The sequence below is a fragment of the Lysinibacillus sp. KCTC 33748 genome (assembly GCF_002237755.1).
Taxonomy (GTDB): Bacteria; Bacillota; Bacilli; order Bacillales_A; family Planococcaceae; genus Lysinibacillus.
In genome coordinates, this window is the sequence record NZ_MWSJ01000004.1 from 82,994 (window position 1) to 107,989 (window position 24,996).

Genomic DNA, 24,996 nt, shown 5'->3' on the forward strand with positions numbered 1-24,996 from the left:
ACAACTATTAATTACCGTTTCATGGTGATGGCTATTATTTACAGTTTAATGGAAGAACAGAGGGAAGTACATATTACATAATTCCTTAAAACGTTAAATGTTTCTGTTGTTAAAGTATGAAATTAGGAAACGGGAGATGAATAGAGAAGGTTAATTGACATGTTGTATACATTTGTATACACTTTAAATGTAGTCGAGATTGTATACAAATGTATACAAAGAGAGGAGAATAAATTTGAGAAGTGAAAAAATGAAGGAGTTTAGAGAAGAGGGACGTCATCGAGGGGGACGTCACAGAGGAAGAGATGGCTCTCATCACCATGGTCCTAAAACTTTCCGTCGTGGAAGAGCTATTGCCTTTTTAGAGATGATGAATTTAAAGCGTGCAACGATTAAGCAACAAATAGAGCAACCAGAGTTTCAATCGATTCAGCCAATATTAGTGGGAGAATTAAAAGCCATTGATATGGTCATCAATGAATTCAGTCAATTATTTGAAATACATGAAAGTGAAACGCTGGATACACCCGACAATCAACAGGATGAAAAATCTATAAACCATGATGAAGAAGGGAATAACCTAAATGAAAACAATTAATACTTACATTGATTCAGTGTTTCAAACGCAGGACTCTATTTTAGAGGAGGTTATTACATCCATTGAAGAAAACGAGATGCCCGCCATTTCTGTCTCTGCTTCTTCTGGAAAACTTTTAACAATGCTTGTCTCGATGACTGGCGCTAAAAACATTCTTGAAGTAGGAGCTCTCGGGGGCTATAGTGGTATTTGTCTTGCTAGAGGGTTCGGCAGTGATGGGAAATTAACTTCGCTAGAACTAGAGGAAAAATACGCGCAGTTAGCTTACAGTAATTTATCGAAAGCAGGTTTTGCTGAACAAGTGACCTATAAGACGGGACCTGCATTGCAAAGCCTCGAAAAGCTAGAGCAGGGCAATGAGCGATTCGATTTTTTCTTCATCGATGCTGATAAGGATAATTATGAAAATTATTTAAATTACTGTGTGAAGTTAGCAAAACCGGATGCGATTATCGTTTCGGATAATGTCCTTGCTAATGGAAGTGTGGCAGACCCAAATGCCCAACCAAAACGCTATACGGAATTAATGAAGAAATTCAATATTGCAGTAGCAAACCACCCTCAATTAGAGTCGATTATTATTCCAATCGGTGATGGTATGACACTTTCAAAAGTGAAGAAGTAAGCACCATTTTGTTTCGAAGGCACTGACGTACTACATGTTAGTGCTTTTATTGTTTTATAATTTTACTAATCTACAAGTATAAATAATTGAGTATCCACCCGGCAATCCCAGTAATAATTCCAACTATAATTAAAATAAGCCCATGCTTTTTCTCATGATAATCACTTCTTAAAACAACGCCCATACAAATGGCCATAATACCACAAAACAATTGAAAAAAGACAAGTGCAAACGAAGCGTTTAACCAACCAATTAGTATGAGTAGGGATTTATAGTTCTTTTCAGTGTCCATACACATTCCTCTTTTCGTGTTATGTATATATACATTTTATTGGAATGTTTTATTGAAAATACATGATTTAATTTGGATATTATCAATAGTGTATAAAAAAGGGGAGCTACGATAAGTTAGGGTTTCAATAAAAAAAGACTGCAATCAACTTAAGCTTGATTGCAGTCTAATATGAAATTAACGTATTTGATAGTATGCTTAAAGCAGAGGGGGGCCTCTCTTATTTAATTCAATCTTAAATGTACTATTGGATAAGGGCGACCTGAACTATCTGTTGGATCTTCACTGACAATTGTGAAACCATTTTTGAAATAAAACATCTTTGCATTTTCATTGTCTTTATTAACATCAACAGACCTTACATTAAAATCTCTAATAAGTTGTTGTATTATTTGTTTTCCATAGCCTTTTCCAATTTCAGCAGGTTCTAAAAATAGCATTTCTAAATGCTGATGATTGGTACCTGAAAAACCTATCAATTCATTTTCCACAAACCAAAGTCTTACATCAAGATGTGGGAAATACATAGGGATTTCCTTTTTAATGTCTTCCTTATCTTTAAAACTTAAAAAATCATGGGTTTTGATAACGGATCTATCCCAAAGATTTATAATAGTTTCATAGTCATTAGTTGTTGCTTGTTTGTTTTTCATAATGTTCTCTCCTTTTTCTCTTCAAGTACCACGCTCCTTTCTCTTTATTATTTGAAGATTTTAACGATATAGCACCAATCTATATAAAATTTCATTTTTAAATCTCCTCCCAAATTTTGGGGTTTATTCTTATAATTTTATGTAACGAAAATTGTAACGTATGGTAATAGCAGAAACAAAAAATATAAAAGGGCCACCACAATAGTAGTGACCCTTAGTATCAAGTCAGGAGGTGTAAGGCTAAATTAGCTTTACACTACTATTTATATGATGTAGCGGAAATTAAAGTTAGTTTTGTGCCTGCAAGCTAGATTTATTTTTAAACTTATTTCAGCAGATGTCCAAACACCCATTGAAATAGAGGAACTCAATCAAAGGGCGACACGTCCTGTGCATTATCGAAATCGTGTCGGCCTAGCACAAAGCTGATTCCGGACGCAATTGGGTGAGGCATAATTGATAGGATACCACTATCACAAAATCCTAGACTTAACTAATTTTAGTTCCGTTTGGTACAGATTGGTCAGGCGTTAATAAAATCACATCTCCTTCTACCGGAACGCCACCAATTACTAAAACTTCAGATTTAAAACCTGCTACACGACGTGGAGGAAAATTAACGATTGCTACTACTTGCTTATGAATAATTCCTTCTGGTGTATAGTGTTTAGTAATTTGTGCAGAAGATTGCTTGATGCCGATTTCTTCCCCAAAATCAATTTTCATTTTAATGGCAGGTACCCTTGCTTTCTGAAGTTCCTCAGCTTGGATCACAGTACCAATTCTAATATCAAGATTCATAAAGTCTTCTATAGTGGCCATAAAAAATACTCCTTTATTTAATTTTCAATTTGTATAAATTCTTGTAAATTCTTTTGAATGAAATTATTTATTTTTTCTATAGTAGTTGGATAAATATTTTCGAATATTACATAAAGCGATTCAAATGATGCATGGAGCTCTTTGTTATGATTTAATTCATCACGAGTAATAGAAAAATTCTCTAATGTAATAGGGTGATTATGTCGTTTTAGTTCTTGTTCTATTCTCTCAAGGAGTAAAATAAAGGGTTCATCATCAAAATACTTAAAACATGTTTTGATAGCTGCCCAACTTTTAGGTTGAGCCATGAAATAAGCACTCCACCAATAAAATTCGATAAGAGATTCACTAATATGGGTATAATAAACATTAAACATAAATAATGCTCGTTGGCCTTCTGTGAGTTCCTCATAAAAATGTTCTTTCACACCGATATTCGCTTCGTCGGACATTCTTACCTTAAAATTATTAATAAGTGGCTCGAAGCACCTTTCACATAAAGTGGAGCAATTGAAATCAAAATCCTCTTCCTTTACCTTTATTATCAAAATAATCACACTCCTTCCAAATAATATAACATTATGGCATTGGAATGTGCAGCGTTATTTACATACATTTTGGATTGTTATTAGTTTTGTATACTGCTAAAAGGGCAAAAATTAAAGCATTAGTTTTAGCCTCAACAAATAAATTTATTGTAAAAAAATGGTTAAAATATTTGTGGCGTTGTATAATTAAGTAAAAACTAAACAGAGCGGAAGTGGGAAGAAATGAAACAAATTATTGCATTAGGAGGAGGAGGCTTTTCAATGGTGCCTCAAAATCCTTTATTAGATACATATATTTTACGGCAGTCTAACAAAGCTAATCCTAAAATTTGCTTTGTCCCTACTGCAAGCGGAGACTCGGAAAACTATATTGCAAGTTTTTATTCTTTTTTTGACTCACAACCATGTATTCCGACGCACCTATCACTTTTTTCTCCACCTACGCGAGATTTAGAAAGTTTTATTATGGAAAAGGATATCATTTATGTTGGGGGAGGAAATACTAAAAATCTTTTAGCTTTATGGAAGGAATGGTCGTTAGCTAGCATTTTTAAAACTGCTTGGCATGAGGGAATTCTTTTAACAGGTATTAGTGCTGGCTCAATTTGTTGGTTTGAGGAAGGAATAACAGATTCATTCGGTGGAGAGTTAGAGCCGATAAAATGTTTAGGGTTTCTTCCAGGTAGTAATTGTCCTCATTATGATGGAGAAATCAATCGAAGACCAGCTTATCATAATTTGGTGAAAGCGAATAAACTCTCATCTGGAATTGCCGTTGATGATGGAGTAGCCGTTCATTTTATCGATCGAGAAATTCATAAAATCGTTACTTCAAAACCAAATGGTAAAGCATATAAGGTCTCGTTGGATAAGGGTATCAATGAGGAAGAGTTAAATGTAGAATATCTAGGAAATTTAGATAAATAGTATAATACTTTCAAAGATCATTTCAAAGAATAAGCCTATTTTTCGAAGATATTATTCTTACTTTTCTGAAATTTTAATTTTTATTCGAAACAAAATAGGGTAATCAAACGTAAAATAAGAAGAGGGGGGATTTGAATGAAATATGTATTAATCGGTGTTTTCTTAACATTGTGCGGTGTTTTCATATAGATGATTTTGTGGGGAATGGAAAAAATGTATTTAGTTCCAGGTATAGTTGGCTGTATTTTCATTGTAATTTCAATGGTTTTTTCAGGCTCCATGGCCAGTGGGGATCGGATGAGGGCAAATTTTGCTACCGAAACTACAGAACATCGAGACGAACGTCATAAAATCACGATAAATTCCTTATACATGGCTTTACCAAATATTATTGTTGCGGTTTTATTTTATTATTTAAATTAATGATCAAGATTTTTGGAACCTTTAGTAATATGAAAAAAGCCTCTAATGAAGTTGTAAATCAAAAATAAAAGGTCACTCGGACAAAAGTGACCTTTTTGTTTAAACTGTAGTATGTTAGGCTGGTAAGTTATCCTACTATTACTATTGATGTTATTTAGCAATAGAGAGTATGGAATGATTGAATGTAACAATGATAATTAGCATTAACTTTTATTATTAAAAATCAGATTAGTAGTAGAAAACTTCATTAATAATTCATGAATGTTGCTCCGACAATAATTAAAAGAATAAAGAGGACAACAATTAGTGCGAATGCTGAGCCGCCGCCGTAACCACCGCCGCCACCGCAGCCGTATCCGCCGTAACCACCGCCATATCCTCCGTAACAGCCACAGTTACCATAATTTCCACCTTGGTAGTATCCCATAAAATATCCCTCCCTTCTACAACCTATAATATGTTCATGTGTAGAAAGGAGGGGAGGTATTCATCTAGATTTTACTCAAATTCGTTTTAAAAATAGGAAAATTTATCATGAGGAATTACTCCAGAAAAAGGGCCACCAACGCTAAAGGTTCCTCGGATTTTTGACGTTTTTTGCACATTACATATGATATTTAAATAAAAAACATTTTTATAGAATAATAAAATTGAAACCATTACAAATTTCAACCGTATATATTAAGGAAGATTTTCGGAGGTGTTTGTACTATGACATTTATCGGATGGGCTATACTAACTTTTTCAATTGTATGTTACTTACCTTTTTTTATATGGCTTTCTGCTAGTTATCTTAGAAATGGTGATCAATCAAAAAGAAAAAATAACTATTGGTTATTTTTAATGATAGCTGGATTATTAAATCCATTGAATTTATTTTTGTTTAAGATGAAAGATACATATTTCTTGGCAGTAATAGTCATTATCATTTTATTATCGAGCTTATACATGTTCTTCATCGTTCGGCAAGATAAAAGAAAAGCGATGGAATGATTAGCGAAACGTTTGAAAAAAATATTGCTACAGTACACAAAAAAGTATTCCCTTGAATGTAGACTAATTCAAGGGGATATTTAAAAAATCTTGAAAGTTCTTCGCTATCTAGAGGATTCGATTTTACCTCTGCTTTTTAAAATTGTTTCTGTTCTAATACCCGCGTTGAAAACAGACACTATCATAATAAAGAAAAATAGAATTTGAATGAACCTATCTGCTGTCCAATAGCCTAAATAATTCATAAATACAAGGATGACAAATAAAATAGCAGAAACAATGGGGGAATAAAGGTGTAATTTACGAAACATTTCATTTCCTCCTTTTTATGTTAATAAACTATATTCTAAGGTTAACATAAAAGGAGCCTAAGAAAGACTCTTTCTAAAGTGGTTTATTCATTATTTGTTTCAAGACCAAAGTTGCTACTGTGCCTATACATATACAAACTGCATAAATAATACCGCTAATGATACCAAAAAAATCTAAACCAAAAGGTAAAAGAAAAGTAGCAATACCTACTATGTATGAGAATAGTCCAAATAGCTTCGCTAGTTTATCTTTATCACCCAAAAAACTTTCTTCTTGGTAACCCGCAATAAGCCACAGTTTCTTTTTTATATGGGTAAGGTAACCCATAATAACAAAGATTAAAGCAAGAACTATACATATAATATATCCAGCAATCATTTTCGCCACCTCGCTTATTTTAAGACTAATAAATATACGAAAAAAACAAAAATGAGTTTTCCAAATTATTACTGAAGGTAATCTATTTCGAAGGTATTTCATCATATTAAACTGTAATGACTCTCACTAAGTATAAGTATAAAAATATTAAGGGAATAAAATAACAATGAAAGAGAAGTAAAAAAGGGTCACTCGAACCAAAGTGACCCTAAACCACAAACTAGGAGGGCAAAGCTAAGTTAGCTTTACACTACTATTAATATGATTTGGTAGCTATGTTTGTATAGTGAAATGCCGTGAATTAGATTAAAAAATAAAATCTATGGGTGATGTTTCAAAATTGTATCTCTGTCACTTTTTCTACATGTACTTTTTATGGACATATATGTAAAAAGCATAGAGGTATATCTACTAAAAACAATTAAGAAAGTTTGTTACTTAAAGCCGCTTGTAATACTACATTTGCAAACTCATGATCATTGATAACATAAAGTACTTCGTCCGGCTCAACCCAAATGCGCGAAATCGTTTCATGTTCTCGAAGAAACGGGAGACAGTCTTGAACTTCCATACAATAAAACATTTGATAACCGATTAACGGGTACTTTCCATCAGCTTTGAATAAAGGATTCTCTTCGTGGCTAACTTCAATTGCTCCTATATAGTTGATAGGACCCTTTACATAGCCTTCTTCAAATGCCTCTCTATGAAATGCTTCTTCAGGTGTTTCTCCATTTTCTATATGACCGCCAGGAAAGTTAAATCCTCGCCCGTCTACATGAACTAACAAAACATTCCCATTATAAAAACAAACTCCATGTACACTTGTTGCTTTGCTATAATCATGAATATTTTTATTTGGTAACCACGTAAGTTTATGATAATGTCCGCCCCAGTCCACATAAGGTTGGTTGTTCATATGTTGCCTCCTTTTTATGTAGGAAATCATTATATTTCCATTTTAGTTAATAAAAATATATATGTATCACCCTTTAATAAAGAAAAATACAAGTTTTAAGGGCCAGGGTCAATCTGGAAATAAAGCACAAAAGCCGGCGAGTGATGATGGGGGTTCATCAACTAAACAAAATACAAAAAGAGTCACATTTAACTAGGTGTGGCTTTTTCTTATGCATCTAATAGCTATAAAAAGAAACAATGGAAGTCAACTTAATGCCAGAGCACTAGGGTGCAGCGATATTTGACATCAACTATACGCAACGAAAGAGGTGGTACTATGCAAATAACAGATGGTAAATGGATTTTTGATTCTGAGGTGATCGATGAAATTGCGAACAAAATACAACGAGATGAGCAGGAGCGAGAGATGGTAAATGCTTTTGCACGTTATGCCTACCTTCGATACAAGCAAATTCGAGACAGTGTAAATCCTCGTAAATGTAGATATATGAGGATTGATCAAGTGCGTGAACAATTAAAATCAACAGCGAAGCTACGAATAGTGAGCAGTCGATTTTCTATTTCAGAAGAAGAAGTTGTTTATATCGTAGATTTTGTGAAAAAGTATTTGAAGTATGTTAAATAAATCAAAATCTCCCGGTCATAAAAATTAACCCGGGAGATTTTATTTGGTTGTTGATTCTCTTGAACGACAGGTAGGTATCTCGACTTTGAACATGCACAGCCTCTTAGGTTTGTAAAAAGGTCGAAAGGATATCATTTCTCATCTCTCCACACTATATAGTATGATAAAGTGTAGAATTAAGGAGCGTGAGAATATGAGATTCATTAAATTCCTTCTGGTTATTGTCATTGTCCTCGGTGCTATTGGCTATGGGGTTTATCATTATGGTGTGAAGTTTGCTTCCGAAAAAGTCGCTGATACAATTTCTTCAGAATTAGAGGAAAGTGGTCAAATGGATGAAATTAAAAATACGATTGAAAGCGACCCTCAATTAAAATCATTTATGGAAGAGGCTAAAACTGCAGATAGTAGCAAGTTACCGTTTTCAACAAAAGAAGAGGCGACAAAAGTAATCATTCAAAAAGTTGGCATTTCGGAGCTTAATAATATAAGAACAAAAGTACAAAATGGTTCAATGACGAAAGAACAGATTATTCAAGAGATGGAAGGGAAATTAACAGACGAAGAAATTTTGGCACTAAAAGTAATCGTCTATAAAGAATTATATAAATAAAACGTTTACAGACTATAAAAAGTAAAACTACAGGACATGCAATTGTTGCATGTCCTATTTTTTTGCTTTCTAAAGTGATTATAAAGAAAATATTTGTCCCTTATTATGTGAAAAACCTGTATATAAATGAGAGAGGTATCTCATTTTTTTAAAAATTCAAAGAACAGGAGGGGCATCATGGCTATATTCAGGGTTCGTAAAAAGGAGAATTTTGTTGTGTTAGACAAAGGATTTTTGAATGACATCCGTTTAAGCTGGAAAGCAAAGGGTTTGCTTGCTTATATGTTGTCATTGCCAGATGATTGGTCATTTAGTATTTCTAATTTAGCTACTAAGAGCAAATGCAGTCGTGAATCCACGGCTAACACTATAAAGGAGTTAACGAAAGCGGGCTATATTCATAAGATGCAGATCAGAACAAACCACGGAAAATTCGGGGAATTGGAGCTGTCCGTGTTCGAAACACCAAGAGCTGAACCGTATAGTAAAAAGCCAATAACGGTTAATCCGTCACCGGAAAAACCGATGACGGAAAAATCGCCACTACTAAGTAATAATAATTCATTAAATAATAATGTACTAAATAATAATGATAATGATAAAAGGGGTCATTCCAAAGGTGAAAACCTTGTAAAAACACAAACGGCATTCGAGTTTTATGAGCAAAATGGGTTTGGTTCTCTAGTCGTTCATGTCACAAATAAAATCGATCATTGGATTAATGATCTGTCAGAAGACCTTGTTATACATGCCATGAAGTTAGCAGTAGAAAACAATGTGCTTCGTTGGAATTACGTAGAAAAGATTCTACAAGATTGGAATAATAAGAACGTTACATCCATTGAGGAAGTAGAAGCGGACAATCTGCAATTTGCAGCTCAAAAACAACAACGACAAAAGCCTACTAATCGATCTACCCATCAAAAATATAAAGAAATTGTCCCTGAATGGTTCCATCAACGACGTCAAAATGACAGTGATCTAGAAGATGATCAAGCTATTGATTTTGAAGCTGAGCGTCAAAAAATCTTAGAAACATTAAAGAACTTAACAGCGAGTGCAAAGTAAATAATGTAAATCAAGTTCATCGCTGTAAGATGACAATTTTGTCAGCTAACTGTCATGTCCCGAGATTTAAGGTAGTGAAGTGGTGATCTATACTCTTTTGTAACGATACGATTTCGTTAGAAAAGAGGAGGCAGAAGAAATGAAGAAGATGAAATTCATGGTGATGACAATATTATTCGCTACTTTCTTAGTTGGTTGTGGTGAAAAGGGAGCTTTGATAGAAAAAGACTACTATGTCCAAATTAACGAGGAACAAAAAACGCCTAATAGTAATGGACAATACGTATATACAATAGAAGGATATGATAAGGATGGAAATGAAAAAGTGGTAAGTTTTTTTGCTGAAAAACCTTTTGCAAAAGGAACTATCTTACGTGTCCCAAGAAGCTTAGAAGGATACACGGGGGAACCCCAAGTAATGCATGGGAATGAGTTGCCAAAAAATATTAAAGAGAAATTTAATAGGAGTTAAATCCAATTTTTTAAGCGAGAAATGAGGACAACTCAAAAAGAGGGACCTGACTTATATCGTTTGAGCAGGTCCTTTCATATATAGATGAATACCTGATTTTGCGTCATATGGTACTATGAAATGGAAGGTTACTATATGCAAAGGGGCATACTTATGAACGCACATTTTAATTTTACGGATTTCCCCGTATTAGCAACGGGACGTTTTATATTGCGAAAAGCACAGGAAAGTGATTGTTTTGATCTTTTGGAGCTTTATTCAAATGAAAGTGTTGTGAAATACATACCATTGGAACCTTTTAATTCAGTGGAGGATTCAAAAAATGAAATGAATTGGTATGAAAAAATTTACGAAGACAAGAGTGGCTTACGATGGCTTATAGAAGAACCTACAACTAAAAAAGTAATCGGAACATGTGGTTTTTTAAATTATGAAAAGGCTCATAATCGTATAGAGATTGGGTATGATTTAATTCCTTCTTACTGGGGGAAGGGTATAATGAAAGAGACGTTAAGTAGTATCATCCATTTTGCTTTTACTAAGATGAACATGAATAAAATAGAAGCAAAAGTCGATGAGCATGAATTTGAAAAAGGAAAGTATGTAGATTTAATTAATTTTTCCATTTTGAAAAGGGACTATCTGTAATTTATAGCCCTGTTGATTTAATATTGTTTTTACATTTAACCTCAAGTATGGACTACTTACTTGAGGTTAAAATTTAGCTTTAATCTTAATGGAAATGGGGTGCACGTTATGCTGAAATTTATCGGCTCTGGAAGTGCGTTTAATACGAAATTAGGTAATAATTCAGCTTATTTTAAAGCAGGGAATCAGATGTTGCTGATTGATTGTGGTAGCAATATTTTTCACCGCATTAAGGAAAATAATTTACTGGAAGGTATAGAACACATCCATGTATTGATCACGCATACTCATGCAGACCATGTTGGTAGCCTTGCTGATTTAATATTTTATAGCTATTATTGCCATGGCGAAATGGCAAAACCGAATGTTTCTGTTTATGCCGTTCATGATGTGAAAATTGAAGAATTGTTGACCATGAATGGTATTAGCCCAGAAGTTCATTGTTTCACAAAAAAATTTCAATCAGACACAAAGTACTCACTGAATTTCTGTAACGTACTTTTTGAAAGATCTAGTCATGTGAAAGAGATCCCTTCTTATTCCATTGAATTATGTATAGATGACAAACTTATCTATTATTCGGGAGATACAAATAGCCTAAAAGCATCTTTACGAACTCCGCATAAATCGGGTAAGATCTACGATTATGTTTACGTTGATACTTGTAAAGCTGATTATGAAGGCAATGTACATTTATCATTACGAAAACTTAGCGAGTTAGTTCGTTCCGATTTACGTCCAACATTTTGGTGTATGCATTTAGATGAGGGCTTTGACCGTCAAGAAGCTGAAATGTTAGGGTTCAATGTTGTAAAGAACGAATTTTAAGGAAAAAAGGGGAGCGATTTATGGAAATTGATTTATTAGTAAGTAAGCCACAGCATATAGAAGATGTTGCAGAAATGGTCTACAAGGAATTTGTTGTACCAACTAGCAGTAAAAAGACATATGAAGAAGTTGTCGAATTTTTTAAAAGAACATATGTAGATGAATTTCCAATTACTTTTATAGCAAGTGTAGATGGTCAATGTGTAGGAACAGTCTCTGTATTTGAAAATGATTGGAAAGAAAGACCTCAATTTAAACCTTGGTTAGCATCTTTATTTGTAGAACCTTCATATCGAAGTCAAAAAATAGGTTTTTATTTAATCAAAGCTTTGCTAGAATATATGAAAAAAATAGGTTATACAAAAGTAATTTTAAAAACAGAAAATGCCGCAGTCTATTATGAAAAAAGGGGCTGGAAGCGTATTGAAACAGTGTTAGATGAACAAGGCGACCATATCGATATTTTTAAATATACACTATTGAATGTTGAGTCCAATTATTAAAAAGCTATCCAATCTTCGGCAGTCTGCATAATAATTTAAGGCATGCATCGTTATTCTTCGCCAATTAATTTACTTTACAACATAAAAAGCTGTAGCGTATGACAACGCTACAGCACAGAATTGGTCTTGCCCTGATAATGGCTGAGCCATTAACAGCATTATAACACAACGTACGATAAATCAAAGTTCTAATGAGAATTTATTTCAATGAATTGAATACAACGTTGGATAGCTGACACAATTGAGTTTTAAATAGCTACTCTATTATTGTTTCAGTAAAATTTTTTCGACCAGGATTCACTTTATTTACGGTAACATTTAATTTACTGATTGTATTTTCTGTTAAAGGAATCTTTCCATCTTTCTGTATTTTTTTCCACATTTTCACGTCTTTTCGATATACATGCTCTGATAAACGGAAAACATCTACATTTAATTTTAAGCCCTCTGCATATGATTTTTTTATATCTGTTTTTACCGAACTAATAATACCTTTTCTTATTTCTTCAGTATTTATCTTTCCTTTGAAACCATTAATGATTGCATTTAATTTTATATCGACTTCAAATGTTACTTCATTGTTTTTTACAATTGGTTTAATTTCCGTACTTAACTTTTCTAAATCAACTGTTAAGTACTCTTTTTCTTTATTGTCTAATTTAAAGGTTACATCTCCTCGAGTTGTTTTAGGAAACATCCATTGGATCCCTCTCGCATCCCCATCATTTAGAAAACCTTTAAAACCATCCTTTGAAACTACCGCGAAACCTGATAATGCAGTTTCCGTTGTTGGCTCATTGGCCGTCTCCCAGTTTTTGTTGATTGTAACTAATGGAATATTCACTTCATGACCCGGTTCATTTAATTGGATAATTAATCTTCGTAAATCAACAGGCTCTACATAAGTTTGTAGTTCTTTTGTATGCAGTGGATTACTTAGTTTCGAAGCTGTTGGTGCTTTATTTAAAACCGGTGTGATTAAAAGAATATCTTTAATAGGTTCCTTTGTACTAAAAGCTAATATTTGATATCGTGTTTCCCGATGACGTAAAAAGCTGTCAACAACAGGAATAGAATTCGCATCTTTTAAGGCGTCCTCTGAGAACAGAATAAAAGTCATATGTCCCCAGAATACTTTTTGGTCGATAGAGCGATATAATTTGAAAAAGGCTTCTTCCATCGTTTTACCTTTAGCAAAGCCAATCTCTGTAGGTGCAGCTTGAGGAGTAGGTCCTTCCGATTTAGCTACATTCGCAAAATTGACAATTTGCATATATACTTCATATTGACCATCTTTATAATCGATACCAATTCCATCAACATAATACATTCTTTGCGGTTCTTTAACATCCCAACATCCAGAAAGCAATAGTACAGTTGCTAAGCTTACGATTAACGTAATTTTTTTTTTCATTTTTTGATCCCTACTTTTAGAAATTCCTGTGTAATTTTGAGGACTTAAGAAGTTTTGTTTATAGTTTGGACAAAAAATTAGAGGATTATAAGTAATGAAAAACTTAGGATAGCTGCAATTAGCCTTTAAAATAAAAGACCAGGACTCATTTCTATAATGAGACCTGGGCGTGTGTGGAAAATATTATATCCCGCAATAATGTAAAAAAGTAAAGCGGAAGGTTATATTCCTTTATTATCGCGAATTTCTATAATGGTTCCTTCAGGTGCTTTTAATTTACAAAGCTGACCATTTTCAACTTTATAAATAATTTCACCATTTTTACGAATAAAACGAACGTTCATTTCCTTTAATCGTGCTACTTCTTGAAGAAGATTATCAACCCATAAACAAAAATGTACAATACCTTGAGCATTTGAATTGCATGCTTCAAGATCTTCATCAAATTTCCCAGTTTGGAGTTCTATATAAAAGGTTCCAAGCTTTAACCATGTATTAAAATGTCTATCGTGGAAATCCGGCGACTCCTGTACTATTTCAAAACCTATTACTTCTGTGTAAAAATTTAAAGATTCTACATATGTATTCGTTTGGATGCAAATGTGATGCACATATTTTTCAACCATAAAGTACTTCTCCTTTTATTGAAGCTGCTCTATCAATCAGTTATTGCTAAATGATACCAAAATTGCTTATTACTGAAGAAATAGCGTAACATTTAGCTTTCATTCGCACAAGTATAATTTGCGACAAAATGGATAATTTATATATCGGAGGTGATAATTTTGACTAACAAAAAGCGCAATACAAGTGAAGAAGAAGTAGAATTTGGAGCAGATTTAAGCCCTGACGATTTAGATGTGCGTGAAGAAAATGAACTAACTAAAGAGCAAATGAACAATGCAAATCATGAAAAACAACAACAAGAAAACACTTCCCAAAGAAGTAATAAAAAATAAAGAAGACGCATATAATTTTCTACCACAATCTTTTGGTTGTGGTAATTTTGCATTCATTCATATACATAGCTGGGGAAAATTTAAGAGGGGATAAAACACAATAAAAGGAAGAAAGGACAAATAGTATGCCAACTAAATTTAAAATTGAACGCCCGCTTATTCCAAATGAATTGCCTCAAGGAACTTTTGAAGACGTTTTTTATGATGAAGAACCTTATCTATCGCATCAATTGATCACGAATACAAGTAGAGAGAATGATCATATTGCCCGTTTAATTGTTTCCAAAGTACGGTTTCAAAAAGTATCTCTGATTCACTCGAATTTCAATAAAATTGATATGATGGATGTAATCTTTGAAAACTGTGACTTATCTAACTCAACATTTAACGAAGGGATTATCCATCGAGTTACGTTTAAAAACTGCAAACTGTTAGGTGTTGATTTCTCAGAGGCCCATTTAGGAAACGTTTCTTTTGAAGGATGTATCATGAATTTATGTAACTTTGGCTTAGCAAGATTGAAACAAATTTGTTTCGATCAGTCATCATTACGTAGTACAAACTTTTACGACTGTCAATTTAAAAAAGTGAAATTTAAACATTGTAACATAGATGAAGTTGATTTTAGCGATACACCGCTTAATGATGTGGATATTAGTACGTGTACATTTGAACGCTTAAATGTAACGATAAAAAATTTAAGTGGCTGTGTGATTTCTACTGAACAAGCAATTGGCTTTGCTGAATTGCTAGGTTTAAAGGTTAAGCGATGATGAGTACTTAATTAAATCAAGCCTGGTCTTTTGGAGTATGCGGATTGAAAATGATTAGCCTCTCCGTTATAAGGAATGAGAAACGAAAAGATGAATTGCTAGAAATCGGAAAACAAAATTCCATCCTATTGTAGAGACAAGACAAATGGATGGAATGAACAATCGACTAAGTGATATCGAAAAAAATTTAAAAGAAGTAGATTAAAAACAAAACGGCTATAATCATCTCGATTAAACGCCGTTTTTTCATGTGCGCGCAATAGTATTTGAAGCCGAACACATGAAAGGGTCACTATTCAAGTGACCCTGAACAAAACTATATGGAACTAGTGAACTTATAGGGTTTTTCAGCTTTAATTGAGGCTACTTCGCCGCACTTTTGACACAGCGTAAAAATAAGTGAAGAACCATTTGAAAAAAATTTGTCAACTGGTCTTAAAGCAGCATAGCCATCAAGTTTCCCTTCAGAAAATGAATCATTACCACAAGCTTTACAAATCAATTTGTTGTTGTCCATAATATCACCTCAGTATGTAATATGTGTAAATTATAACATAAAAAAGGATAGTGTTTTATAAACAACCAGCTAGGGAAAAATGGGGAACAGAATAATTTCTTAATAAAGCATCTTTGGCGGAAATAGGATTTTGTGAAACTTATTTAAACTCAAGCCGTAGTACTAATAAAGAAAGGAGGGAGCAACTTGAAAAAATACCTATTATTCGCATTGTTTTTCGCGGTAGCATTTTTAGTATTGCAAGTATTATCAGGGATGCTATTAACAATGTTTTATACGCCTAGCAACCAATGGGTAGAGGCCTCGGCTTTACCATCGCAAGTGATGTTTGGAAATACTAGCTCAATTGCGCCACTTGTTATATCTTTAATCGCGTTGGTCATTGCTTTTGGTAGTGTTAAGCTAATCAAAAATAAGGCTGTGCACTAATAAAGGGGAGGGGGGGCTTTCTCCCTTTTATTAGTGAAATATTGCAAGTCCATAATATTAGGTATAGTTCAAATAGCTTTTTAAGAGTAAGCCTTTCAAACATCTGTGAAGGGTTTTTTTAACAGCCGAAATGAACGAATACTAAGTTCTTCAGTATTAATTGCATATGTATCAACGAATTATACCACGCAAAGTGTAAAATAGAGAGCAGCATCAAAGATGTTGGAGATATTGAATTGATTATCGGAACACCTAACTATTTCTTTTCATACTTTTTACTATCCCACGCCCAATTTATGAAAGCATAAAAGAATACAAAGAATAAGGCAAAGAGGGAATTTTCAAGTAAAGCCCAATTACCATGTCTAAAATAATTCCAAATCGTTTTAAATAAAAACATTGTTACAAAACAAAAGATATATATGTATTTTCTTGTAAACGGCATTTAAGCCACCTCTGTATATGTAAATATTAACATAAAAGAAGATACAGCGTTTTTCCATAGATAAAAGAATCGAAAGGATGGTACAGAAATGGCCACTCATTTATGAGTGACCTTCTTAGTGATATCCTTAATACTCGTGTTAAATTTTGTTCCAAATGACCATAAATTGTGCTGCTTCAGATTCGAGCGCAATTAGATGATCTTCAGTAGAAGGTTCTTCTGAAATTAATCGTCCTTTTTGGACGTTTAAAATTGCCGGTTTTATATCTGGTGAATGCTCTATGGTGAATTCAGATTGATTTAATAATGTCAAAGATGAACGGCATTTATTTTTATCAATTCGTTCGTCCTTCCCTTTGAAATATAGCTTGATTAAGTGTGGAACACCATCAATCTTTAATCCGAGTTCTGGTGATGAGCGAACAGTTAAATATTCGCTATACCAATTGGATTTGCCTGGTTCAAACCATTCAATTTCTTTATTTTTAATAAATTTTAAATGTGCTTTCACTGCTTCTAGGTAATTTTTTTGTTTTGTTTGAGAAGCCTTTTCAGCAAGATCAAGCAAGTAATCGTTACTAAATTTTTTCTCGTGAAATTTTCGGATACCATCCCGTAAAGGCTTCCAGTAATCAAAAGCTGGATTGTATTCATCTTGATATTTTATTTGTCTAACCATTGAGGTTTTACCAGTAACGCCTTTGAAAGTAAAGTCTGTAAATTGTGTAAGACCGATAGATACTTTTTTTGAAGACATTCATAACAGCTCCTTTTACAAATTAAACGTCAAACGATTGTATTCACAACAATTCAAAGCCATTTATCAAAATGATGAAAGCCTAAATTATGCATCTGTTTTATTTTCTCTGGACTGAGAAAGGGGCGTAGCTACATGCAAAATTGCTAACCACGGTAGCGGTTGCAAAGATGTATGGAATGGAGATTTTATATGATGTATTTCATTAAAATAATGGATTATAGAAGATTATAGTAGCGATTGAACGATTATATGACAGGATTCGTAGTTTAGAAGCATGTTAGTTAGAAAATTGATGACATGGAAGTGGATAGGGTCATTAATGGCCTGCAACAGTAAAAGGTGATGGAACGAGTGATCCTTAATGAGTGGTATAAGTGATGGATCCAGAGGTTAGCCGAGATATGGGTTAATCTTTATAGCAATAAAAAGGCTGCCTAACAGTTACCTGTTAAACAGCACATGGATATTGTAAATATAAAACAAAAAACAGGAAAAATCAACAAATTTTTTAGCTTTTTTTTGCTTCTGTTAATTGATTTGCAAAGCATGACTGGAGATGAATATTCTTACCAGTAAAAATGTCAGTCATTGCGTCAACAATTTATAGCAGTCAACAATCACAAGAACAATGTAACTTCAACAAAGTGGCGGCGTGGACGTCGAAATTTGACGTGAATAAATGATTGAAGTTCCATTTTTAGGAATGATAGAATAAGTGTTATAGAGAGAATAAAACAAATGAGTTTAGTAACGTAACCATAAAATTGTCTAAAGAGACTAGGTTCATCAGACAGTCACTATCTTTTATTTTGACAAAATAACCAGATACTAAGTGAGCTAAGAATGGAAAAAATCTATTAAATTGGAGGTTAGTTCTATGCCCTTATTCAAGTACGGAGTGTTAAAAGGTAAAGTTGTTGACGTGAGACCTGTGGATTCATTTGACAAAACCCCTCATTACCAAGTGCATGTTCGGGCAACAAAGAAGGACAAAAACGAGGAGAATTATAGGATTGCGATCAATGTTGCCTCAAAGGTAAAGCCATCAGAAGTCCTGTATTTTGTGAGTGAAGATTTTAACTCGAGTCAAATAACAATTATTCCTGATTTTGAAGAAGGATTTACAGAGGTTACTAGTGAAAATCATGAAATTGCATTGGATTATATTCGTGGTAGCTTATTTGATCCGTCAAAAATGATACCTCTCCCTGCAAAAGAAAATGGACCAGACAATGACTTAAATGAAAAAGTGAATAAGTATATGCAAGAGGCTATGACTAAAAAAGCTACCGTTTACGCTTACGGTGAAAAGTTTAAAAATGAAGATAAAGTAGATAAATATTTCGGCTTTTCTCCAGGCAGAGGCATTCATGATATTCATATGAATCAAGGGAATAGTAGTGATTTTAGGAAAGACGATGGGATATGGCAAGATGGTGGTGTCCTCATTCATTTTGAGGAGGAAAACAGATGGGTTGGTATATTCCTTGCTTTCCAATCTCAGTCTTGGTGTACTGATGACCATGGACATGCTACGAAACCAGTTAGTGTATGTAACCATACCAATAGAAAATCAGCGATAGAAATTTGATTGCGAAGAACACTTTAGATAGCCCAGAAACTCAATTAAATTTTGAGGCTGGGCTTTTTATATTTGCAATGTTTAGATTAATAATTATGTTTTTAATAGTATTTGACAAAAAGCAAATGGAAAGGGGCTATTCCTTTTCTACACGTTACGTCAAATGCTCATACTTTTTATATACTATACGAAAAGAAGTAAACGCAGCATAAGCTAGCGTTATTTTTTATGCCCTTCACAGATAATTGTGGAGGGATTTTATATTGCAAATAATAAAATGAAGTATGAATGATTGAATGTTTACAACGTTTTTTAGAATCAGATAGTTCAACGTCAATAGATATACTTTAGCGTTAATTTTTCAGTGTCAGTATAATGGATTAAAAAGATAAAGTTCGTTTTCTGAATATTTTGTAAATTTACTCCTGTTGCCAGAACCGCAAGAGATTAGTGCATTGTATGTATTGTTTATTGGATTCTCAATCATTTTAAATTAGTAATGATGAAAAGTGCATAAATCCATTTATTGATTTTTTCAAAGGCATAATCCAACGAGAGGAGAAATGAGAAAATGACTTATATTATAGAACAACGCTTAATGTCCGGATTGCCGAACTTTGCTTTAACTGCAGTTAAATATGTTATTGCTCATGAATCTGGCAATTCGAATAATAATGGACCGAATGCTTTGGAAAATGAATTAGCTTTTATGAATCAAAATAAAGCAAATGCCTTTACTTCTCACTGGGTAGGCGGTGGTGGACGGATCGTGCAAGTCGCACCAGTTAATCGTGTGCAATATGGCTGTGGTCCTATAGGTAATCCGCTTAGCTATGCACAAGTAGAGTTGGCTCGAACAAATGATAAGGAACAATTTAAAAAGGATTACGCTGCTTATATTTGGTTACTAAGAGAACTTGCAAAAGAGGCAGGTTTACCTATTGTACTTGATAGTAGTGACAATGGTATTAAGTCGCATCGTTGGGTCACAGATACTTTAGGCGGTACAACGCATAGAGATCCATTTCCGTATTTACAAACCATGGGAATCACAGATGAACAATTCAAACTAGATATTAAAAATGGTTTGGATCAACAACAAACAGATAAGGATGATGACATAATGCGATTTACAAACGAAATCACAAAAGCAGCAGTTCGTGATTATATTAAACAATCGGTAGATAAAAAGCTAATTGATAAGTCATGGTTAGATAAATTTGACCAAGGAGCTTTGACAGGTGGCGATTTTGAAGGACTAAAAATCATCATTAAACAGCGCGGTGGCTAACAGCAAAGCCCAGGTACTCAAGTAATTTTGAGCCTGGGCTTTTAAAAAAGGAAATAGACATAATCGTCTATCTCCTGATCCATAGCTTTTAATTTTGCTTTATGTTTTGCTTTTGGAATCGAGTGATACTGCTCGTATCGACACATTCTACATGAGCAATGAACTTTACCTTTGCTCAATCTGCCGCGTTCAGGCATATATTCACTTTCTCTTAACATAACGTCTTTTAAAATGGTCCATTTCCTTCGAATAATTCGCTCTCTCTGATGGCGAATATAAGCTTTTGAACGATTTTTCATAAATATCAGCTCCCTTGAGAAACCCAAGCTTGCATGGAGGTCAAGGGATTTAACGGCACTCCCTACAAGCTTGGCATGTAGCTGATATATTGGATTAATTGATTCATAGGTTCATTCCTTTATAAGAAAAAGCCGCAGCGTCTTCACACGCTACAGCTTCGAATTGGTTATGCCCTTTGATGGTGTTCACGACATTATTATACCACAAAGCAGGAGGGAAACCTATGTTGAAAGGGCAAAAAAAGGTAACGAAAGAAAATTTAATGCAATGAATTGAAGAAGGAAGCAAGGGAAGTTGATTACTATAGCTACATTGGTGCTAAGACAGCTATGTATGTGGTTGAGTAAAGAAAGTGTAGGTACGAATGATTCAACAGGCGATTGATAGTCAGTGGTGCTTTTTATATGTATCAAAATCCTATTACACAGTTAACCATTCTCAGTCTATGATTAACCCAGAAGGTGGTGGTAAAAGGTGGGTAGGAATTTAGAACAGATTAATATAAATTTTTGTGAACAAAACGGAGATGTAATTATAACGTATGACATCAACGACTCTCTAGCGGCTTTAATTCCGAACGTTGGTGATGTAGTAAATATTGATGGAAATTACAGGGCAGTGAGTGAAAGAGCTTTTACTTACAGTCCTAGAACTATCACAGTTACAATCTATTTAGAAGAATTATAATTGGGATTTTCAAACTCATAATGAGTAGTGGATCATCATTGCATATAACGTATTAACTAACAGCAATGCCCAGGTATTCAAATTAATTTTGAGCCTGGGCTTTTTTGTATTAATTCTTCAAACGGTCTATATTTTGTTTGAGCATATTCTGTAGATGCATTGGTTAATAGCTTAATTAGACATCTTTTAAAACAGCATCTATTAATCGTCGATCTGATTTATATTTTGCTCGGTTTGGTTGACCTTCTACTCTAAGTATATCTAATGTATTTAAGTTAGCTATAACAGAGAAAAGAGTACCAAATTGTTGTTCTTTTAGGTTTAAACAAACATGACCCTTGGTTTCCGACATAATTGATTGGGCAATGGTAAGTTCCATATAATGTACGTTGTGTTTAAGACGAGTTTCTAATGTTTCGAAGCGTTCTTTTGATTTGCTCCAATTCCAACTTTCAGTTAATGATGTACTTTCGTGATGATTTGTACAATGAATGTAATTATTAGTAGGAAGGCGTACTTGATAACTATTAGGAGTAACCTCTACAACTGCCATATTCCCTTGAGGATCTGCTAACAAATAGTTATTTGCCACCGAACTCGGGAATCTTTTTAACACGTCTATTCCTTCATCTACCGTACAACAATTTTCTAAAATATATTTAACAGCAAAATAAAAATTCAGTCCTGGTTTAATTCCATCATGAGGAACGGATGAAATCCCTACAAATAAACCGTGTTCGTTTATCCCATCAACTTTTCCAATAAAGCAATCCGATTGCCCGAGGTATTTATTTTTATCATCAAAACAAACAAGTGAGGACTCAGTAATATTTTTAAGATTAAAGAGCATATCATAATTTCGGCCAATAAACATTTCTTTTCCGTTATAGGCGGAGAAAATACTACATTGACCTGCCAATTCAAATACGCCTATACTTAAGAGAAACGAGCTTACTTCTTCAAAAGAAGAGTGACAACCTTCAGCAAATCCTTGTATTTCTTTCACGATATGGGGATCAAAATCTGTAAGAATTTGTTTGCACGACTCCCCATATATTAATTTTTCTTCGGTTACTTTCGGAAACCTAAAACCATTTTTATAAAGAATTTCAGCATAATGCTTTCCTGCCTCATAAGAATTTCCTTTTAATCTCGGATGATACATCGTAATTCCCTCCATTTATTATATGTATGTAACAAGAATAAACTCTCCAGTAGGGGGAGAGTGTACCCTGTATATTTTTAGATAACTCTAAACGTAAAGACCCAGGCGCTCATGAAAGTGTGAGTGCCTGGGTCTTTTATGTATATTAGTCATATGGTCTGTATTGTTCTAACGGACCCAATCGAGCTTTTGATATTTCCAGCAGCTCAACTGCTTCGGATGCAGATAACAATTCTTCATTTAGAAATTCAAGAAGTTCTTCAGTTAATCCGAATGTGTATTTTATTTACTCATATGAAGAAGGAGGGGGGAACCTCCTTTGAGTGACTTATTTTTTATTTACCGGTACAACTACTGTTACTTTTTCCCCAATAAATCTGTTATCTTTTGAAGTACTATCAAATACAAATTTTAATTCTTTGACACCTTCTAAACCGTCTTCACCTAAATCAAAAATAACCTCACCTTTTTGAATTACTTTTCCAATAAATTCAGATTCAAAAGAGGAAATCATTACATTTGAATCAATTTGACGTTTTGTATCAGTGATCATTTTAGTTGTGCTTGGATGGAAATCAACAGTATCGTCAGATAAATTTTCTCCGGTAATAGAGAGGATTAGTACATTTGTTTCAGCTGCTGTTTCAATTAGTTCAGGATTTTGTGCAACTAGTTTAGCTGTTTTCATTCCATCGATTGAAAATTCAACATCGGCACTTTTATATTTTTCATTTGGCACTTCATATAAATCAGTGATTGTATATGTACCTGCAAAATCATTTTTCACTACATCACCAACATTTGCTTCTGTTAAATTATCTGCTTTATTTGCTTTGCTTTCTTCTTTGATTTCAATGTTTGTAGAACCTGTTACAGCTGTTTCAAGAGTAGCCGCAAACTTAGCAAATTCATTATCTTCCATATCACCATTCATTTGTAATAAAAACAGTCCACTTTGGTGAGTGTGAGAATAAAACATAGGACTTGAATTTCCTAATTCATCATAGTAACTCTTTGCTTTTTTTAGATTTTCTTCATTATCGAATAAAAATAATCGACCACCTGAATCATCACCAAGTGAAGGAATTAAAATTCGTTTGCCTTCTTTTCGGATGTTTCCAAATTCATCTTTTGGTAAATCTGAAACTTCACCTAGCTCTAGACCATCATCTTTAAAATGTTTCAATACGTCATCAACTGTTTTCGCCAGAACTTTTTGTGGTTCTTCAGCTTTAGTACCATTCTCTTTTTGTGGCTCTTCCTTAGCTTTGTCATCTCCACAACCAGCCAATCCTAAACTTAATACTAATGCTGCACTAAAAATTAATTGTTTCTTCATATATTAAAACCTCCCTCGATATTACTATTCTAGGCAATATTAGGTAAAAAGTACATATTAAAAAACAAACAATGGTTATTAGTCAGAAAAGTCGCGTTGAAATCATTGCAGAGGATGCAACGGAATTGTCGCCGCTTGTAGTTGAAGCGAACGCAAACCCTAAAAAATACTTAGCTTGTATTGTTAAACCACCATCGCGCTTTTACTTAGTTGGAGAGGAATACATTATCACTGAACCAAGCGACAATGGCTATTACACCGTATTTTTAAAATGTCGTCCAGATAATGCGCTAGTAGGTTCGTATAAGACGAAATATTTCGATATTATCGCACTTTTTGAAAAGCTCGAAGTGATAGAGATACCCGTACAGAAAATTGAAGTAGAACCTGAAATAAAAGAATTACCTCGGGATCGGTGGAAACAGATGGATTTATTTGGTTTTTGATAGATTTTGTTAGGAGGATATCTGATGAATCAGCTAAGTCTATTTCGTGAAATCATTATAGACAATTTTGCAGGAGGTGTTTATCAACGACGTTCGAAAAGCAAAGTAAATAACAGATTGCAACTCATTGTACTTGAAGACTAAAAGGAGGAACAACAAAATGCAATTCTTTGATTTTTACAATCCATATTTCACGTTAATTAAGGCCGAAAACGAGGAACAAGCAAAGAAAAAATATATAGAGTTGGTAGCTGATGAGGAGGGCGACTTAGAATTTGTTGAAATAGAAAGAAATCATGCAATCGTTAAGTTTAGCCAAACAAAAGGTGAGGATGGAGAGTTGGTACCTGCTAATGAAATTTTAGAACAATTGCAGAGTGACCAACCCGAATTGCTGATAATTGACAGAAACTTAACGTTACCAAAGGCAAGTGGTGGTACGAGTGATCCAGTACTTCTTAAGGTACAACGATGAGTATATTCTAATAATAAGCGAATTCGTGAGTACGAGATAAAGGTTGCTGAAGTACAACAACGTATTCCATTAGTAAATGGGGACAGAGAGAGTGAGGTGCTATAAAGGCTTTTAAACGGAGATAGTATGCGATCAATAGGTAAGCATATGAAATTATCTAGCACA

36 protein-coding genes are annotated in these 24,996 nt (G+C 33.8%); 21 read left to right on the forward strand and 15 right to left on the reverse strand.

Annotated elements, in window-relative coordinates; genetic code table 11:
- Positions 1-250 precede the first annotated feature (250 nt).
- A complete protein-coding gene (locus tag B1B04_RS08085) occupies positions 251-598 on the forward strand; it encodes a hypothetical protein (RefSeq protein WP_094075088.1) in 348 nt (115 codons plus the stop codon).
- Entirely contained in the window at positions 585-1,223 is a 639-nt protein-coding gene (locus B1B04_RS08090; protein ID WP_079560954.1) for an O-methyltransferase, read from the forward strand. The genes B1B04_RS08085 and B1B04_RS08090 overlap by 14 nt, the downstream gene beginning before the upstream one ends.
- A 70-nt stretch (positions 1,224-1,293) precedes the next feature.
- On the opposite strand, the gene B1B04_RS08095 is transcribed toward B1B04_RS08090, so the two are convergent.
- The 4 genes from B1B04_RS08095 to B1B04_RS08110 form a co-directional block, all read right to left on the reverse strand.
- A complete protein-coding gene (locus tag B1B04_RS08095; protein WP_079560955.1) occupies positions 1,294-1,515 on the reverse strand; it encodes a hypothetical protein in 222 nt (73 codons plus the stop codon).
- Between the two features lie 224 nt (positions 1,516-1,739).
- Positions 1,740-2,168 carry a GNAT family N-acetyltransferase gene (locus B1B04_RS08100; protein ID WP_079560956.1) on the reverse strand — a complete coding sequence of 143 codons (429 nt, stop codon included), beginning with the start codon at positions 2,166-2,168 and terminating at the stop codon, positions 1,740-1,742.
- 489 nt (positions 2,169-2,657) lie between these two features.
- Entirely contained in the window at positions 2,658-2,990 is a 333-nt protein-coding gene (gene csaA, locus B1B04_RS08105) for a chaperone CsaA (protein ID WP_079560957.1), read from the reverse strand.
- A gap of 17 nt (positions 2,991-3,007) precedes the next feature.
- On the reverse strand, positions 3,008-3,538 hold the full coding sequence (locus B1B04_RS08110) for a hypothetical protein (protein WP_079560958.1): 531 nt from the start codon (positions 3,536-3,538) through the stop codon (positions 3,008-3,010).
- A gap of 222 nt (positions 3,539-3,760) precedes the next feature.
- Here B1B04_RS08110 and B1B04_RS08115 point away from each other — a divergent pair, with 222 nt between their 5' ends.
- Positions 3,761-4,465: a Type 1 glutamine amidotransferase-like domain-containing protein gene (locus tag B1B04_RS08115; RefSeq protein ID WP_079560959.1), complete on the forward strand. Its 705-nt coding sequence runs from the start codon at positions 3,761-3,763 to the stop codon at positions 4,463-4,465.
- 213 nt (positions 4,466-4,678) lie between these two features.
- Positions 4,679-4,888: a DUF5316 domain-containing protein gene (locus B1B04_RS08120; protein WP_240518245.1), complete on the forward strand. Its 210-nt coding sequence runs from the start codon at positions 4,679-4,681 to the stop codon at positions 4,886-4,888.
- Between the two features lie 247 nt (positions 4,889-5,135).
- On the opposite strand, the gene B1B04_RS08125 is transcribed toward B1B04_RS08120, so the two are convergent.
- Positions 5,136-5,315, reverse strand: coding sequence for a YjcZ family sporulation protein (locus tag B1B04_RS08125; RefSeq protein WP_079560960.1), 180 nt, complete (start codon positions 5,313-5,315; stop codon positions 5,136-5,138).
- Positions 5,316-5,599: 284 nt separating this feature from the next.
- Between B1B04_RS08125 and B1B04_RS08130 the strand changes: the two genes are divergently transcribed.
- On the forward strand, positions 5,600-5,881 hold the full coding sequence (locus B1B04_RS08130) for a hypothetical protein (protein ID WP_079560961.1): 282 nt from the start codon (positions 5,600-5,602) through the stop codon (positions 5,879-5,881).
- 104 nt (positions 5,882-5,985) lie between these two features.
- Here the strand turns inward: B1B04_RS08130 and B1B04_RS08135 are convergent, their stop codons facing one another.
- The 3 genes from B1B04_RS08135 to B1B04_RS08145 form a co-directional block, all read right to left on the reverse strand.
- Positions 5,986-6,192: a hypothetical protein gene (locus tag B1B04_RS08135; RefSeq protein WP_079560962.1), complete on the reverse strand. Its 207-nt coding sequence runs from the start codon at positions 6,190-6,192 to the stop codon at positions 5,986-5,988.
- A 73-nt stretch (positions 6,193-6,265) separates the two neighbouring features.
- Complete coding sequence (locus B1B04_RS08140) at positions 6,266-6,571, reverse strand: DUF3784 domain-containing protein (RefSeq protein ID WP_079560963.1); 306 nt, start codon at positions 6,569-6,571, stop codon at positions 6,266-6,268.
- A 421-nt stretch (positions 6,572-6,992) separates the two neighbouring features.
- Positions 6,993-7,490, reverse strand: coding sequence for an NUDIX hydrolase (locus B1B04_RS08145; RefSeq protein ID WP_079560964.1), 498 nt, complete (start codon positions 7,488-7,490; stop codon positions 6,993-6,995).
- A gap of 318 nt (positions 7,491-7,808) precedes the next feature.
- On the opposite strand from B1B04_RS08145, the gene B1B04_RS08150 reads away from it, so the two are divergent.
- From B1B04_RS08150 to B1B04_RS08180, 7 genes are all read left to right on the forward strand, one after another.
- Complete coding sequence (locus B1B04_RS08150) at positions 7,809-8,117, forward strand: hypothetical protein (protein ID WP_079560965.1); 309 nt, start codon at positions 7,809-7,811, stop codon at positions 8,115-8,117.
- 193 nt (positions 8,118-8,310) lie between these two features.
- Positions 8,311-8,730, forward strand: coding sequence for a hypothetical protein (locus tag B1B04_RS08155; RefSeq protein WP_079560966.1), 420 nt, complete (start codon positions 8,311-8,313; stop codon positions 8,728-8,730).
- A gap of 177 nt (positions 8,731-8,907) precedes the next feature.
- The gene (locus tag B1B04_RS08160) at positions 8,908-9,798 is read left to right on the forward strand and encodes a DnaD domain protein (RefSeq protein WP_079560967.1); all 891 of its coding nucleotides are present in this window, start codon (positions 8,908-8,910) and stop codon (positions 9,796-9,798) included.
- Between the two features lie 139 nt (positions 9,799-9,937).
- A complete protein-coding gene (locus B1B04_RS08165; RefSeq protein ID WP_079560968.1) occupies positions 9,938-10,270 on the forward strand; it encodes a YxeA family protein in 333 nt (110 codons plus the stop codon).
- Positions 10,271-10,423: 153 nt separating this feature from the next.
- Complete coding sequence (locus B1B04_RS08170; protein WP_079560969.1) at positions 10,424-10,918, forward strand: GNAT family N-acetyltransferase; 495 nt, start codon at positions 10,424-10,426, stop codon at positions 10,916-10,918.
- Positions 10,919-11,026: 108 nt separating this feature from the next.
- The gene (locus B1B04_RS08175) at positions 11,027-11,746 is read left to right on the forward strand and encodes an MBL fold metallo-hydrolase (protein WP_079560970.1); all 720 of its coding nucleotides are present in this window, start codon (positions 11,027-11,029) and stop codon (positions 11,744-11,746) included.
- A 20-nt stretch (positions 11,747-11,766) separates the two neighbouring features.
- A complete protein-coding gene (locus B1B04_RS08180; protein ID WP_079560971.1) occupies positions 11,767-12,249 on the forward strand; it encodes a GNAT family N-acetyltransferase in 483 nt (160 codons plus the stop codon).
- Positions 12,250-12,505: 256 nt separating this feature from the next.
- Here B1B04_RS08180 and B1B04_RS08185 read toward each other — a convergent pair whose 3' ends face one another.
- The gene (locus B1B04_RS08185) at positions 12,506-13,663 is read right to left on the reverse strand and encodes a Ger(x)C family spore germination protein (protein ID WP_079560972.1); all 1,158 of its coding nucleotides are present in this window, start codon (positions 13,661-13,663) and stop codon (positions 12,506-12,508) included.
- Between the two features lie 221 nt (positions 13,664-13,884).
- Entirely contained in the window at positions 13,885-14,289 is a 405-nt protein-coding gene (locus tag B1B04_RS08190; RefSeq protein ID WP_079560973.1) for a VOC family protein, read from the reverse strand.
- A gap of 150 nt (positions 14,290-14,439) precedes the next feature.
- Between B1B04_RS08190 and B1B04_RS08195 the strand changes: the two genes are divergently transcribed.
- Positions 14,440-14,622, forward strand: a complete 183-nt coding sequence (locus B1B04_RS08195; protein WP_079560974.1) for a hypothetical protein — start codon at positions 14,440-14,442, stop codon at positions 14,620-14,622.
- Between the two features lie 125 nt (positions 14,623-14,747).
- Positions 14,748-15,395: a pentapeptide repeat-containing protein gene (locus tag B1B04_RS08200; RefSeq protein WP_079560975.1), complete on the forward strand. Its 648-nt coding sequence runs from the start codon at positions 14,748-14,750 to the stop codon at positions 15,393-15,395.
- Between the two features lie 316 nt (positions 15,396-15,711).
- Here B1B04_RS08200 and B1B04_RS08205 read toward each other — a convergent pair whose 3' ends face one another.
- Entirely contained in the window at positions 15,712-15,912 is a 201-nt protein-coding gene (locus B1B04_RS08205; RefSeq protein WP_079560976.1) for a hypothetical protein, read from the reverse strand.
- A gap of 186 nt (positions 15,913-16,098) precedes the next feature.
- Here B1B04_RS08205 and B1B04_RS08210 point away from each other — a divergent pair, with 186 nt between their 5' ends.
- On the forward strand, positions 16,099-16,341 hold the full coding sequence (locus tag B1B04_RS08210; RefSeq protein WP_079560977.1) for a hypothetical protein: 243 nt from the start codon (positions 16,099-16,101) through the stop codon (positions 16,339-16,341).
- Between the two features lie 584 nt (positions 16,342-16,925).
- Here B1B04_RS08210 and B1B04_RS08220 read toward each other — a convergent pair.
- The gene (locus B1B04_RS08220; RefSeq protein ID WP_079560979.1) at positions 16,926-17,543 is read right to left on the reverse strand and encodes a hypothetical protein; all 618 of its coding nucleotides are present in this window, start codon (positions 17,541-17,543) and stop codon (positions 16,926-16,928) included.
- Between the two features lie 880 nt (positions 17,544-18,423).
- On the opposite strand from B1B04_RS08220, the gene B1B04_RS08225 reads away from it, so the two are divergent.
- Positions 18,424-19,137 carry a YukJ family protein gene (locus B1B04_RS08225; RefSeq protein ID WP_079560980.1) on the forward strand — a complete coding sequence of 238 codons (714 nt, stop codon included), beginning with the start codon at positions 18,424-18,426 and terminating at the stop codon, positions 19,135-19,137.
- 562 nt (positions 19,138-19,699) lie between these two features.
- Positions 19,700-20,419: a peptidoglycan recognition protein family protein gene (locus B1B04_RS08230; RefSeq protein ID WP_079560981.1), complete on the forward strand. Its 720-nt coding sequence runs from the start codon at positions 19,700-19,702 to the stop codon at positions 20,417-20,419.
- Positions 20,420-20,460: 41 nt separating this feature from the next.
- Here the strand turns inward: B1B04_RS08230 and B1B04_RS08235 are convergent, their stop codons facing one another.
- Positions 20,461-20,718 (reverse strand): hypothetical protein, encoded by a 258-nt coding sequence (locus B1B04_RS08235; RefSeq protein WP_079560982.1) that lies wholly within the window; start codon positions 20,716-20,718, stop codon positions 20,461-20,463.
- Between the two features lie 365 nt (positions 20,719-21,083).
- Between B1B04_RS08235 and B1B04_RS26385 the strand changes: the two genes are divergently transcribed.
- Together B1B04_RS26385 and B1B04_RS08240 are read left to right on the forward strand one after the other, a co-directional pair.
- A complete protein-coding gene (locus tag B1B04_RS26385) occupies positions 21,084-21,209 on the forward strand; it encodes a hypothetical protein (protein ID WP_276207745.1) in 126 nt (41 codons plus the stop codon).
- Positions 21,194-21,406, forward strand: a complete 213-nt coding sequence (locus B1B04_RS08240) for a hypothetical protein (RefSeq protein ID WP_079560983.1) — start codon at positions 21,194-21,196, stop codon at positions 21,404-21,406. Before B1B04_RS26385 ends, B1B04_RS08240 begins: the two co-directional genes overlap by 16 nt.
- A gap of 175 nt (positions 21,407-21,581) precedes the next feature.
- Here the strand turns inward: B1B04_RS08240 and B1B04_RS08245 are convergent, their stop codons facing one another.
- Both B1B04_RS08245 and B1B04_RS26100 read right to left on the reverse strand, forming a co-directional pair.
- On the reverse strand, positions 21,582-22,571 hold the full coding sequence (locus B1B04_RS08245; RefSeq protein ID WP_079560984.1) for a C45 family autoproteolytic acyltransferase/hydrolase: 990 nt from the start codon (positions 22,569-22,571) through the stop codon (positions 21,582-21,584).
- Positions 22,572-22,899: 328 nt separating this feature from the next.
- Positions 22,900-23,910 carry an LptM family lipoprotein gene (locus B1B04_RS26100; RefSeq protein ID WP_240518246.1) on the reverse strand — a complete coding sequence of 337 codons (1,011 nt, stop codon included), beginning with the start codon at positions 23,908-23,910 and terminating at the stop codon, positions 22,900-22,902.
- Positions 23,911-23,981: 71 nt separating this feature from the next.
- Here B1B04_RS26100 and B1B04_RS08260 point away from each other — a divergent pair, with 71 nt between their 5' ends.
- Both B1B04_RS08260 and B1B04_RS26105 read left to right on the forward strand, forming a co-directional pair.
- Positions 23,982-24,356, forward strand: a complete 375-nt coding sequence (locus tag B1B04_RS08260) for a hypothetical protein (RefSeq protein WP_079560986.1) — start codon at positions 23,982-23,984, stop codon at positions 24,354-24,356.
- Between the two features lie 160 nt (positions 24,357-24,516).
- Complete coding sequence (locus B1B04_RS26105; protein ID WP_240518247.1) at positions 24,517-24,831, forward strand: hypothetical protein; 315 nt, start codon at positions 24,517-24,519, stop codon at positions 24,829-24,831.
- The last annotated feature ends 165 nt before the right edge of the window (positions 24,832-24,996 follow it).